Annotated in this window: 11 protein-coding genes; all 11 read left to right on the top strand. The window is 37.6% G+C overall.

The features are described 5' to 3' along the window. Positions 1 to 291 precede the first annotated feature (291 nt). Positions 292 to 1,632, top strand: coding sequence for a DUF3854 domain-containing protein (locus tag HSISS3_RS01675; RefSeq protein ID WP_021151483.1), 1,341 nt, complete (start codon positions 292 to 294; stop codon positions 1,630 to 1,632). A gap of 31 nt (positions 1,633 to 1,663) precedes the next feature. Next, on the top strand, positions 1,664 to 2,236 hold the full coding sequence (locus tag HSISS3_RS01670; protein WP_021151482.1) for a hypothetical protein: 573 nt from the start codon (positions 1,664 to 1,666) through the stop codon (positions 2,234 to 2,236). 136 nt (positions 2,237 to 2,372) lie between these two features. Then, positions 2,373 to 3,836 (top strand): hypothetical protein, encoded by a 1,464-nt coding sequence (locus HSISS3_RS01665; protein ID WP_021151481.1) that lies wholly within the window; start codon positions 2,373 to 2,375, stop codon positions 3,834 to 3,836. A gap of 13 nt (positions 3,837 to 3,849) precedes the next feature. Beyond that, complete coding sequence (locus tag HSISS3_RS01660; RefSeq protein ID WP_021151480.1) at positions 3,850 to 4,632, top strand: ATPase, T2SS/T4P/T4SS family; 783 nt, start codon at positions 3,850 to 3,852, stop codon at positions 4,630 to 4,632. Positions 4,633 to 4,646: 14 nt separating this feature from the next. After that, positions 4,647 to 5,111 (top strand): Cas9 inhibitor AcrIIA9 family protein, encoded by a 465-nt coding sequence (locus HSISS3_RS01655; protein WP_021151479.1) that lies wholly within the window; start codon positions 4,647 to 4,649, stop codon positions 5,109 to 5,111. 322 nt (positions 5,112 to 5,433) lie between these two features. Beyond that, positions 5,434 to 6,759 (top strand): PcfJ domain-containing protein, encoded by a 1,326-nt coding sequence (locus HSISS3_RS01650; protein WP_240472093.1) that lies wholly within the window; start codon positions 5,434 to 5,436, stop codon positions 6,757 to 6,759. Between the two features lie 111 nt (positions 6,760 to 6,870). Next, on the top strand, positions 6,871 to 7,218 hold the full coding sequence (locus tag HSISS3_RS01645; RefSeq protein WP_021151477.1) for a hypothetical protein: 348 nt from the start codon (positions 6,871 to 6,873) through the stop codon (positions 7,216 to 7,218). Between the two features lie 52 nt (positions 7,219 to 7,270). Beyond that, a complete protein-coding gene (locus HSISS3_RS01640) occupies positions 7,271 to 7,924 on the top strand; it encodes a hypothetical protein (RefSeq protein WP_240472092.1) in 654 nt (217 codons plus the stop codon). A 57-nt stretch (positions 7,925 to 7,981) separates the two neighbouring features. Next, positions 7,982 to 12,391 carry an SNF2-related protein gene (locus HSISS3_RS01635; RefSeq protein WP_021151475.1) on the top strand — a complete coding sequence of 1,470 codons (4,410 nt, stop codon included), beginning with the start codon at positions 7,982 to 7,984 and terminating at the stop codon, positions 12,389 to 12,391. Continuing rightward, positions 12,348 to 12,791 (top strand): immunoglobulin-like domain-containing protein, encoded by a 444-nt coding sequence (locus tag HSISS3_RS12150; protein ID WP_021151474.1) that lies wholly within the window; start codon positions 12,348 to 12,350, stop codon positions 12,789 to 12,791. The genes HSISS3_RS01635 and HSISS3_RS12150 overlap by 44 nt, the downstream gene beginning before the upstream one ends. 521 nt (positions 12,792 to 13,312) lie before the next feature. After that, on the top strand, positions 13,313 to 13,496 hold a 184-nt coding region (locus tag HSISS3_RS12065), incomplete at its 3' end, for a hypothetical protein (protein WP_042771781.1).

The following is a 13,496-nucleotide window of genomic DNA, read 5'->3' as shown; positions in this document are numbered from 1 at the left end:
CAAACGTTATTAGCAGATAAAAGCATAACGAGAAGTTTCCTATGATTTTCCATAGGCACGCGCAACCTTGTTTTTAGAGACAAGGCTTGCCGGCTTCTTTGTTATGCTTTTTTTGTTTTGAGTTTGAGTAGTCGGACAAAAAAGGAAGGTGACATCTCGATGATTAGAGGTGAGGTACAGGTGTTTCCATCACTAAATTGTCGTCATGCGGAGGAAAGACTACGAACAGGTGTTCGAGACTTTCCAAGGTCACTTTAAAACAACAATGTTATATTTTATAAGGAGAAAAAAATGACAAAAATTATTACGATTGGACAAACCGAGATGATTCGGGTAGGACGTGATTACCCTTGCCCTATTTGTGGCAAACCAGATTGGTGTCTGGTTTTTGCAGATCAATCTAAAGCAGTCTGTGCTAGAAAGATTGACCCAGACAAACCACAATTTGGTAGTGCTGGGACGATTTATGATTTGGATCCCCAAAAAGCTAAAGACGTGACTTTTGAACCTAGTTGGAAAAGTCAGCCTTTGGCAAGTATCTCAACACTTCACAAGGTAAATTCTCTTGTGATTGAAGTGTTGGGATTAACTAAGGACCATGTCAAGCACTTAACAAGTGCAGAACGAGGTCTTTCTGTTGAGACTATTGCACTGCGTGGCTATGCTTCATCAACAAAGCAAACACGCCAGAAGCAGGTTGATACAACAGTATCTCACCCAGCAACTATTTGGGAAAAGCTCTTTGTTGCAAATGGGCTTCCTAAAGATGCTTGGCGTGGAGTTCCTGGTTTCTATTGGAACGAAAACGCAAAATGTCCTATTTTTGAATCAAAAGATGGAATTCTAATTCCATGTCGCAATTCTTGGGGACAAATTGTAGGTTTTCAAGTACGTCTTGATAACATTAGTTATCAAGCCAAAGTAAACGAAGCCTTTCAAGAGGGACGAAATGCACGTACTGCTAAAGTCTTCCAAAATGAAGATGGAAGTTTCGATTGGTATGTGTTTGCTAAAGGTTCATCACGCGAACTAGCAAGTGGGACAACTAAGAAAACTAGTGTTAAACTTCTTTCTGGACTTGAGTTGACATTTAAAAAAGGGCAAAAGTATGTCTTTGTTTCGTCAGCATATAAGCCAGAAGGAACAAGTGCTAAGTCTTTTCCACATTTTGCTTATTCTGATGACATTTTAGAACAAGCACGCTTTTCGGATGAAGGCAAGGCTAAAGTCAACCTTATGAGTAAGGTTGATAACCTTCTAGTTACGGAAGGTTTGCTTAAAGGAGATATCACCGTATCAGTTGCGAAAAACACTCGTCTTTCTCAATTGGGGAATATCTGTGTTATCTCTATGGCAGGAGTAGCAGCATGGCGTCCTATCTCGGACTTTATTGGAAAGACTGAACTCAAAAAGGTCAAACCTATTTATCTAGCCTTTGACCAAGACTTTGAGGATAATGACTCAGTATTTGAACGTATGTATGACATGGTTCAAGATCTAGTTACGAAGCAATCTTGTACGGTTCGTGCTCTAATCTGGCCTCACGAAAAGGGAATCGATGATTTCCTTTTGAAAGCTTCTCCAGAAGAAAAGATTAAGTTCAAAACGTATAATAAACAGGATATGGTATAATGAAGAAAAATTATTTGGAGACGTATAAGGGTTGGATATCAAGAAAGTAGAGCGACTGATCTTTGAAATCAACACCATTCATATAAAGTATTCAGAAGAGTATTTTGAAAGTGGTAAACTTGCTAAAGTCAATCTTAATCACACTTTTGCGAAGGTGCCAGTTGATGAGATTCTAAAATATCGTTTGAATCTGCACGAATCTATCAACGATTATTTGATGGTAGCAGATGTCAGCGATATTAGTTACTTCTATAGAGTGAAGACATCTGAATCTATTTTAGATAAGATTGAGCGTTTTACTAAAAGAGCAGAAGGGTATCCAGTAAATTCGGTTTTAAATGATATTTTTGGAGCACGTGTCATTTTGCCAACATCTGTCATTACTGAAGTGATGGATCGTTTAGATGATTGGAAGGAAGAATACGGTCTTAAAAATTGGTATTTAAAAGATACTGAAGACTATACTGGCATCCATCTCTACTTTAAAAACAAGAGTCATTTCTATTATCCTTGGGAATTACAAATCTGGGATAAGAATGATATTTTTCGAAATATAGAGAGTCACAAACGAGATTATGCAAGGAAACTTGATAACAATAATTAGGTTTCCTTTTTTACGGAATAAATTGTATGTCATACTATGTATAGTTCATAGTGTATCGTACATAGTACATATAAGAGAAAGAGGAAGGTAGTAGCTTTAAGCTTTACCTTCCTTTTTGCTATTAAGGAGAAAAACAATGGCAAATTTACTAGCAGTAGCACAACAAACAACTAAAAAAGTCACTTTTCCGAAGATAAAAGAGACTGATAAAGCTGCAGATATCGTGAGAAGGTTTTGTATTTATTATGCGAATATTCGTAGATATCAATGTCAGGAACTTTTATCTCAAGAAGTCGGAGCAGTAGCAGTAGAGGTATTCGGACAAGATAATGTCTATACAGCCTATAAAGTCAAAGACATCATGGCTGATATTGAAACCATTGGTTATGATCAAGCTTATTTTTCGAATAAGCTAAAAAGACTGTTCGAGGGCATGAGTTTGAGGGATGAAGAAAATCAGGAATACCTTTTCGGTGAACAGATTCTTCTCACACTCCATGGGAGTAGATTACCTGCTACTAAAAGTGCAGAAGATACCAAACGCACTTTGTATCTTCTCATTGTCGACGATTCAAAGGTTAGAGTACCTTTGAAGAAAAACCTAAGTTTTTGGAGAGAGAGTAGTTCTCAAACGAGGTATGGACTAGTATCTTTTAGCTTTCTTGAATTGATGTCTATCCATAGTGAAGGTATCTACAAGGAATGTAGTTATTATGGAAATATCCAAAAGATAGCTAACGTTCTTAAAAGAGAGTATGAAGATGCTCTTGCAGCTAACCTTAATGCACAATATGTTAATCAGTCAACTAAGACGATAGCCAGTGTACGTGAGGATAAAATCTTTCAAGATCATGAAATGAACAGTAATACGTCATTTCTTGATTTAGGGTTTTCGAAAGTTGAAGTAGATACCGAGCGTTATCGAGGTAGTGATTTTGATAAGGAGAAATTCAGGGTTCTAGAGAACGAATGGGAGAAGTTGTGTAATCACTTACCTCATTCTACTGTAGAACCCGAACTCAAATTCCGAAAGCTAGGAAAACATAAAGCAAGCGGACTTTATGTGCCAGGGTTAAATATCATGGCAGTTGATGTAAGAGATTCCTCATCATTCATACATGAGTATGGACATTATTTAGACTATACGTATGATCAATCAGGTATCATTAGCTCTACATCACATAGCTTTAAGGATATTCGTAATATCTACAAGGCTAGCTTGCTGAAACTTATTCAAATAGCAGAGGAAACCAGAACGGACTTAGCTCAAGCTGTTCATATTAAGAAGAAGTTGGATTATTATTTGACACCGACTGAAGTGTTTGCACGTGGCTTTGAGTGGTGGGTTTTTGAAACTTATACCAAAGATTCTGAACTGCTATCTGATGAAGCTACTTACTATACTCGATTAGAGTATAGGGCTTTGAGTCAATGTCGACACCTTTTGTTCGCATTTTTTGACACGTTCTTTGAGAACTATCGTGCAATGCAACCTATTTATAAGGTTGAGAAGGAGCCAAAAACACTAGTAGCTTGTCGAAAGCCACTTAAAGATAAACCAACAACTGAAGGAGAACAGTTAAGCTTATTTGAGTTCTGAGAGGAGAAAAACAATGATTGTAAACAATATTTTAAAAGAAGCTATCGATAATAATATCCAAGATATTACCTTCTTCCCACATGGTGAAGATTACGAGGTAGTATTTAGAACTGCTGATGTTAAACAGGTCCATGACTTCATTTCATCAGAGGATGCGGATGCTCTATTTTGTCATATTAAATCTATAGCTGATATGGACGTAACAAAAAACCGTTGTAGTCAGGTAAGGACTTGTGACTATCAGTTGGATGATGGTAGAGTAATCACCATTAGGATATCGACGATAGTTAATTTTCAAGGACTAGAAACGATGTCTATCCGACTTATTCATGTGAATGAGCGACGAATTTCTTTGAGTGAGTTTGATAGTAGTCGTATGGAAGAAGTGCTTGAACAAGTAAGCATTCCAGGCTTACATGTCATTACTGGTCCTGCAGGTGTCGGCAAAACGACTTTAGCCTACTCGTTACTTGCTGAAGCTTTTAAAGAAGGTGAAGTCATAACAATTGAAAGACATGTCGAGATTAAGGAAATGTCTTTTTACCAACTACAAGTCAATAAAGCTAACGGTATGGAACTGGAAAAGCTCGTGACTTTTGTATTACGCTTCAACCCTGATGTCTTGTTTATTGGTGAAGCTAATACACAAGAAGAAGTAGAAGCAGTAATTAAGGCTGTTTCTGCAGGATTAAGTGTCGTTACAACAGCTTATCAAGATGACTTTTCAATCCCACACGATGTTTTAGAAATGACACAAGGAAAAGATGGGAAACGAAACGTAGCTTTGATTAAATAAAAGAGGAGAAAACAATGACTGATACAATTAAGATTGATGCTTTTGACTGCTTCATGGCAGTAAGCCATTTTGATGAAGAAATGGCTGAAGCACATACACCGACTGAGGATGCTATTCATAATTGGATAGTTGATCATCAAGAGGATGATGAGCTGATTGCTGGGATTCTTAAACATCTGGATCGTACGATTAAGGATGCTATGGCTTACTGCATCAGAAAAGCCAGTAAATCTGACTATAGAAATGGTCAAGGTGCTATGGTTGATGATGCCACAGTCTTTTCTTGGGTTAAAGAGTATTTTACCGCTGAGAAGGTTGAGACCAAATCCGTTGTAGGGAAAATGACTACTGGTAGTAAGAAATCAACCAAGCAACCAACTAAGAAGCCAAAAAAGAAACAGAATAAGAGCCTAAATAAAACAGAAACTAAAAAGAAAGTTCCAACTAAGAAAAACCTAAAAAGGATGGGAAACAGTTAGATCTTTTTTCAGATTTATCTGTTGAAGAAGGGGAATTTTAACAACAAGGAAAGAAAAATGGTCCTAGGGCCATTTTTTTATGATTAAGGAGAAAAACAATGGCAAAATCAAATAAGAGTATTCAAGATATCGTTGACAATCGTCTAAAAGTTCCTAACGGGTTCTTCAAGTGGGCGAAGAATGATTTTCCTATCTATGAATGGACTAATAAGTCCAGGACAATTATCTCTTCAGACCGAAAAAATTTTCGGAAAAGGTCACAAAACGCTTATCACTTAACAGCCGTTTAACCTTTGTAGGAGATACTTTTTACTTTGTCTGGATGGGAGTCACAAAGAAACGCATTGAAATGCAAATGTATGCCGTAACTCAATCATTTGAAGAAGGAAAAGAAAAGTTTGACGTCAGCCTTTATAACTTTTATCAGCTTGCCAACAATAAGATGGTGAAAGCACACTCGGATCCATATCTTTCAGTCCAAAAAGGTAAAGAAATCTATAGTACTGGATTCCAAAATCAGAGAAATGCTCTCTTTTTCGGTTCTGGTGCATTTAGTGTCTATACGCTTTATGGTGGTATGGAAAATCTTATTGAAAAGTTACAATCAAAATCTGAGTTGAGATACTTAGATTTTGATGAAGTGATTAAAGAAAATTTTGAGATAAGCTTAGTGCTACCTCATCTTTATAAATATAGAGAGCGTATTGAATTCGCCCAAAAAATTAAGGCGCGTGGAATCGTCAAAGATTTGGTAGGGTCTACGTTTTATAAATCATATTACTCATATAGTCTAGGACATAGTCATGCAAATATGAGTAAGGTTACCACGAACTTTCTTAAAAGGAATAAACCGTATCTAAAAAATACGGATATAAATGTTGAAAAGGCATTTTTCGAGGAAGATTTGCGTAGACGATATGGTCGAACCTTCGAGGGGTTATATGAGTTGATTATAAACGCTATGATTTCTGACAAGAAGCCACTAATTAAGCGTTTGGAAAGTATCATACCATCCACTGTGAAACCAATTCGTTTTATTAACTGGATGATGAAAAACAATATCTCCATTCGTGATTATGAGGACTATCAAGAAATGGTAGAAGCTCTGGGAATTCCATTTGATGGAGATTATGTAGTTATCCCAAAAAATTGGGAAAATAAACATACAGAGATCGTAGAAAATTATTCAGCTCTTCTCGAGAATCAACAAGCACGTGGTACATATTTACGTGTAACTAATGCTGTCAGAGATTTGAGAGTAGAGAAACAACGCCTTGAGGACGAAAAGAAAGAGGCGAAGTTGAGGGTTGAAACAGCTAAACGTTTGACAAACATGATGAAGGCTCAGACCGCATTTGACAAGTATGCTTTTATCTTTCCTAAAGACGAAAGTGAAATTGTCAAAGAAGGCAAAATCCTACATCATTGTGTTGGAAGTTATGCAAAAAAACACTTTGTCTACGGAACTTCTATTATTGTCTTTGTTCGTGATAAAGCACACAGAGAAACCCCTCTCTATACTCTTGAATTGAAAAACAATAGGATTATTCAACTGAAAGGAGAAAGGAACAAATCCGCAGATGAAGAGGCAAAGAAAGAAGCAGAACTTTTTTTAGCCCATTGTGGAAAGCTTAAAATTGAGTTTTAGATAAGAGGAGAAAAAATGAAACCGAGAACTCATTATGAGTCAACTGCGTTTTCATGTTATACTAGAGATAACACTATACGTGATTTCATGTATAATTCAGGGAGAAACGTCATGAAGTTGACTATTGTTCTTTATAACAATAAAAAGATGATTGGAAAATACCTGGTTGATACAATCAGTAAAACCTTAGATACGTTTGAAAGGGAAGATGATTTTTTGTTGAACACAGAATTCACCTATGAACGTATGGTAGATTTTCTAAAAGGGCGTCAAATTGATTTTGGACGAAAAAACCGAAAGGAACTTTTAGGTTATACCTATACAGCTCCCGATGTCTGGCACGAAATTGCTATGACACACGGTTTTGATACCGATGATTTTTATTGGGTATCAATACCAGAACTCAATGATGAGCCATTTGTTTTAGAAGATCATCATCCTAATTTGAGTAGAAAATAGGAGAGATACTATGACTGTATTTACCTCTAGCAAAGGAACTCAAGAGAAATGGTTGAAAGATGACTATTTCTATAAAAGAGACTTTTTTGGTGGGGAGGCTGAAGCTGAGTTTCTAGTATCTGAGTTTTTGAAAAGTTGTGGGATTGAAGATTATGTACCTTACGAAAAAGTAGGTAGTGATCTTTGTCGTTCACAAAATTTCATACCAGAAGGTGGAAGCTTCGTTACGATGTTTCGTTTGCTACAACAAAGGGGGTATACGGAATCAGATATCGAACAAATAGCCAAGAAACAACCTCAAGAGCAGTATAACTTTTTGAAAAAAGAGTTGGCTGAGATTGGTTTTTCAGAAGCTGAGCTTGATTCGATATTTGCCAGACTCTTTGAGATTGATCGCTTAACCTTAAATGTTGATAGACACTGGAATAACTTTGGTATTATCTTTTCTAAAGATGAACCGCCATATCTATTAACTTTGTTTGATTTTGGTTACTCTCTAGGAGTTACCTTTCCCAGAACAATGCCCACGCATGTAGCTATTCGTAAGAGTAAAGCTATGACAGTCAGCAAAAGCTTTGATAAGCAATGTGAACTGGCTGGAGCATTCTCTTTTGACATTCAAGATAGTTTTATTGAGTTCCTCAAAAACAGGAAAACACGAGAGGCTCACATATTTTTGAGTCGTATAAACAAATACTACAACTAAAAAGAAAGACTTGGTATTATACCAGGTCTTTTTTAGTTTTAAGGAGAAAGAACAAGAATGGAAGAACAAAAACAAAATAAAACAATGACTAAAGCAGAAAAGGTTCAAGCTAACCTTTCTGCCATTAAACTTGTGAAAGCACTCGAAGCAGATAACCGTCTAGCTGATAGTGCTGAACAAGAAATTCTCTATAACTATGTTGGTTGGGGAGGACTTGCTAACGATTTCTTTGATAGTAAGATTAATCGTTTTGCAAAAGAGCGTGATGAGCTAAAAAGTCTTGTCACTAAAGAAGAATACCGTGCGATGGAAATGAGCTCCTTGACGGCTTACTACACAAGTCCAGAGATTGCTACTGCAATGTGGGATAAGATTGTAGAAAGTGGTTTTAAAGGAGGTAATATTCTTGATCCATCAATGGGTACTGGTATCTTCTTTGAAACAATGCCAGAGGATATCAAGAAGAATTCTACTCTTTATGGAATTGAACTTGATACCATTACAGGTGCTATTGCTAAACACCTTCATCAAGATGCTACTGTTTTAGTCCAAGGATTTGAAACAGTAAACTTTGAAGGGACACCATTTGACTTGGTCATTACGAATGTTCCATTTGCGGATGTTCGCATTGTCGATAAAGCTTATGATAATAAACCTTATCGTATTCATGATTACTTCTTTAAGAAAGCTATCGATTTGGTACCCTATCATGGGATGGTTGCTGCTATCACTTCAACTGGTACTGCAGATAAGAGTGCTGGTTCAATTCTGCCAGAACTCCGTCGTAGCGGAACTCAGTTTTTAGGTGGTGTCCGCTTACCAAATACTGCTTTTAAAGATGCTGGAACACGAGTGGTAACAGATATCCTATTTTTCCAAAAAGGAGCTTTTATCCCTGTTCCCGATAATAATATCGACTTCTGGTCTTCAGATAGAAATAAACTCCCCTTTGATAAACGTGTCTCACTCAATCCCTATTTCTTCCAGGATGCTATTTGTAAAAATCCTTGTGTCCTAGGTGATTATCAGGTACGTCATTTCAATGGTGGAACACTGGATCTTGTGGTAGATAGCTCTTTTGACTTAGTTTCAGAGCTTCAAGAAGCACTATCAAAAGTAACAGTGCCTTTCGAAGTAGAGAGACTAGAACCTCGTGATATTATCCTTAAAGAAGAAGTGAATCATCTTGACCAAGGCTTGCTTACTTCACTTGACATTCGATTGAACGAGTATGCTTGTGATAAAAATGGGCGTGTTTATTATCGTGATAACACGTCTATCCGTCCTAGCTCACGCGCAGCTGAAATGATTTTTTATCAAGACGAACAAGGACAGTTCGTAAAATACGATGATAAATACAAAGAAGAAGCCATTTTAGACTTTGAAGCAGCAGTAGAAGCAGACCCTAATATTGTTACAAATACATGGGTAAGTCAAACACCTTCTAAAGCAGCTAAAAGTAAAGGGCTATACAAAGGTATTTATTTCTATGAAACACCCCTTACGGATACAGAAAACAAGCGTATTCGTGGCATGGTTGCTATCAAAAATGCGTATCAAGCCATTATTGATATTCAAATGACGACAGACTATGATGAAGGGAAATTCAAACAACTGCTTGCAACACTTAATCAAGCCTACGATACTTTCAAGAAGAAGTATGGTTATATCAATCAAGCGGTGAATGCTCGCCTCTTTGACCGAGATGACCGTTATCCTCTTATCGCTAGTCTTGAATTAGAGGAGTTGGACGAGAATGACAGCTCAAAGGTAGTCTTTGTGAAGTCAGATGCTTTTAAAAAGCCAACTATTCGTCCTAAAAAACACCTCCATCAAGTGATGTCAGCAGTAGAAGCCTTGAATGTGTCGCTTTCAGAAGGTCGTGGCGTTGATTTGAACCTCATGAGTTCTGTCTATCCAGATGTTTCAGAAGATATGATGATTTCTGAACTAGGTGAGACCGTGATGATTGATGTGGAACGCTATATTGATGATAAGACTGTACACTATGTTACTAAGGATAAATTCCTTTCAGGTGATGTTCTTGCTAAACGTGATTGCATTAACTCTCTCATTGAAGACGGAGATACACAAGCGGATTGGGAACGTTATTTGGAATTGATTTTATCTGTTGTACCAGAACCAGTTGTCTTATCTGATATTGATTTCAGCATTGGTTCTAGCTGGATTCCTAGTAACGTCGTTTCTCAATGGGTGTTTAGTGAATTGTTGGATGAAAAGGTTGGTCTCCATTCTGAAGAAGCTAAATCACTATTAGTGACATCCAGAATCGGACGAGGTTTCAACGAACGCTTGTTAAACTGCTATATGAGTCGTCAATCTAACCTTCGTTTAGGTCTACGTGATGAGTACAATAAAAGCTACTCACACGCAACAGATATTGTGGCTCACTTGCTTACAAGTAATCAACCAACAATCATGCGTAACTTTGGTACGACTGAAAACCCGATACGTAAGGTTGATGAAGTGGCTACAGCAAACCTACGTGAGTGTGAACGTGTTCTACAAGAAAGCTTTAAGAACTTTATTCATGAAAATCCAACAGTTCAAGAAGTGATTGAGGATACCTACAATGAAGTCTTTAATCGCTATGTGACACGTCAATATGATGGAAGTCTCTTGGAATTTGATGGGTTGGCTAAAGGAGTAGAGCTTCGCCCTCACCAAAAAAATGCGGTACAACGTATTCTTGAAGAGAGACGTGCACTGCTTGCTCACGAAGTGGGTACTGGTAAGACACTAACCATGATTTCTGCAGCTTTCAAGATGAAAGAACTTGGGCTTATTCATAAACCATTGTTTGTAGTTCCATCTAGTCTAACAGCACAATTTGGTCAAGAAATTATGCGTTTCTACCCTACCAAGAAAGTGTTTGTTACGACTGAGCAGGACTTTGAAAAGTCACGCCGTCGCTTGTTCGTTTCTCGTATTCTAACGAGCGACTATGATGGTATTGTGATTGGGCATTCTCAATTTGAGAAAGTTCGTGTCTCACAAGAACGTGAACAAGCCTTTATTTCTGAAAAGATTGATGAGCTTGATGAGATCATTGGTTACGCAAAAGCTAATGACGACAAAATTACTTTTAAGCAAGCACAATCTATGCGTAGAAGTCTTGAGGCAAACTTAGAAACGTTGCTTGAAAACAAGACTGGTATTGATGAGTTTATCAACTTTGAAAGCCTTGGTATTGATATGCTTTTTGTTGATGAAGCCCACGGGTACAAGAATGTCCGTCCTATGACACGTTTGGGGAACGTTGCTGGTATTACCAACCGTACCTCAAAAAAGAATATGGATATGGAAATGAAGGTGCGCGTGCTTCAAGAAGAGCATGATACACGTCACGTTGTCTTTGCGACTGGAACACCAGTTTCCAACTCTATTAGCGAAATGTATACGATGATGAATTATCTTCAACCAGATGTCATGGAACACTTCGGTGTAAGTTTCTTTGATGCTTGGGTTGGTGCGTTTGGGATTGTTGAGAATAGTCTTGAACTTAACCCTACTGGAGACAAGTATATTTCACGTAAACGCTTTGCTAAATTTATGAATCTCCCTGAGCTGATGGCGATTTATCGTCAGACTGCAGATATCCAAATGACTGAAGACCTTAATCTTCCAGTTCCTATGGTAGAAAAGGTAGCGGTTGAAAGTCAGTTGACTGAGAACCAAAAAGTTTATTTGGATGAGCTTGTAGAACGCTCAGACCGAGTTAAAAATGGGAATGTAGATCCTAGTGAAGATAACATGCTCAAAATCACTAGTGAAGCCAGAAAGTTGGCTTTAGACATGCGTTTGCTTGATGCGGAGTTCTATGTAAGAGCTGATGCAGATAAACTCATGCAAGTGGTTGAGCGAGTGGACAAGATTTATCACATGGAGGCTAAGCATAAAGGGACACAAATGATTTTCTCTGACCTTGGAACTCCTAATGGCAAGGGTTTCTCTGTTTATCAAGAGTTGAAAGATTTGCTTGTTGAACGAGGAATTCCAGAAGAAGAGATTGCTTTTATTCACGATGCTGCTAACAAAAAGGCTAAGCTCCAACTTCAACGTCAAATGAATGCTGGTGAGATTCGTATTCTCATGGCTTCAACGGAAAAAGGGGGAACCGGTCTTAACGTACAACGTCGTATGAAAGCTGTTCATCATCTCGATGTGCCTTGGAAACCGTCTGATATTATCCAACGTAATGGACGCTTGGTTCGTCAAGGAAATATCTATCGTAAGGTAAATATTTTCCACTATATCACTAAAGGAAGCTTTGATAACTACCTTTGGCAGATTCAAGAAACAAAGCTCCGTTATATTACGCAAATCATGACCAGTCGTACACCGATGCGAGCTTCAGAGGATATTGACGAGCAAACACTCTCAGCCTCTGAATTTAAAGCCATTGCGACAGGCAATCCATGCACCAACTATTGCTTCAGCTGTTGAAGGAAACAGAAAAACTGTCGAACAAGGTGCTCAACTGGACCTTACTTCTCTTGTGACAGTGGCAGATAAAGAAGATGATGCTCAAGCAACACTAGGTGATAAGGTACATGCTGAAGTCGTTTCAGTAAATGGAAACACAGCAACCAAGACAGTTGATACAAACACCCCAGGCACTTATACAGTTAAGTATAAAGCTGTTGATAGCCAAGGTAAAGAGTCAGGTGAGATTGAAGTTACTGTAGTTGTAAATCCTGCACGTCAAAACGAGGCTCCTACAGTAGAGATTCCATATTCAGATCCAGCTCCAAACAAAAAGAAGTTTATCTATATACTGGAGAAGAAGCTGACGTTGATATTACCTTTAACGACGATTCTGGAAAAATTAAATCCGCATCATTAAGAAAAGGTGGAAATATTGCCTTAAATAATATTGATGGGAACCCAGAAAAACAAAATAATGAATGGGGCTACACTGTAACAGCGATTAATTCTGAAACTGCTACACCAGCAAAAATTAAAGTTACTGGACAAGTTTCTGGTATTGCTGAAAGTAGACTTCCAAAAACAGAAAACGACTCTCTAGAGCTTGTAACTCGTTTTGCCACTGCAACTGATACAGATGGTGCAGAGATTTCCAATAATGCAACAAAAACTAAAAATAATGGAGAAGTAGTTGGTACTTACCTGACTGACCCAGGTGCAGTAACTTTCGTATTAAAAGCACAAACTAAAAAATATGATATCAAAACTCCATCAGAAGCAGATAAAGTAACCGTATCAAATGCTAACAATGTTACTGATAAAGAGTTTGAAAAAATTAAAGAGAAAGTTAAAGTTGAATATTCTCAAAACAATCCAGATGCACGTTTAGCTGACAAAAAAGGTCAGGAAGTAGAAGATGCTTCAAAAGTTGTTGATAAAGTGGAAAAAGATGGAAACAATGTTGTTGTAACCTATAAAGATGGTTCTAAAGATACAAAACCATTAACAGAATTTGTAGTCAAAGACACCACAGCTCCAGCGAAACCAGTCGTCGATACAGACCTTACAGGTAAAGCCGGTACTAAGACACCAGTTGAAGTGAGTGCAGAACCAGGATCAACAG

The sequence above is a fragment of the Streptococcus sp. HSISS3 genome, assembly GCF_000448605.1.
Classification (GTDB): Bacteria; Bacillota; Bacilli; order Lactobacillales; family Streptococcaceae; genus Streptococcus; species Streptococcus raffinosi.
The sequence above is the reverse complement of the archived record's forward strand: the minus strand, read 5'-3'. Positions and strand labels throughout refer to the sequence as shown.

Coding starts and splice junctions, on each gene's coding strand:
- HSISS3_RS01675 (WP_021151483.1), top strand. CDS start 292: ATGACAAAAATTATTACGATTGGACAAACCGAGATGATTCGGGTAGGA.
- HSISS3_RS01665 (WP_021151481.1), top strand. CDS start 2,373: ATGGCAAATTTACTAGCAGTAGCACAACAAACAACTAAAAAAGTCACT.
- HSISS3_RS01660 (WP_021151480.1), top strand. CDS start 3,850: ATGATTGTAAACAATATTTTAAAAGAAGCTATCGATAATAATATCCAA.
- HSISS3_RS01655 (WP_021151479.1), top strand. CDS start 4,647: ATGACTGATACAATTAAGATTGATGCTTTTGACTGCTTCATGGCAGTA.
- HSISS3_RS01650 (WP_240472093.1), top strand. CDS start 5,434: ATGGGAGTCACAAAGAAACGCATTGAAATGCAAATGTATGCCGTAACT.
- HSISS3_RS01645 (WP_021151477.1), top strand. CDS start 6,871: ATGAAGTTGACTATTGTTCTTTATAACAATAAAAAGATGATTGGAAAA.
- HSISS3_RS01635 (WP_021151475.1), top strand. CDS start 7,982: ATGGAAGAACAAAAACAAAATAAAACAATGACTAAAGCAGAAAAGGTT.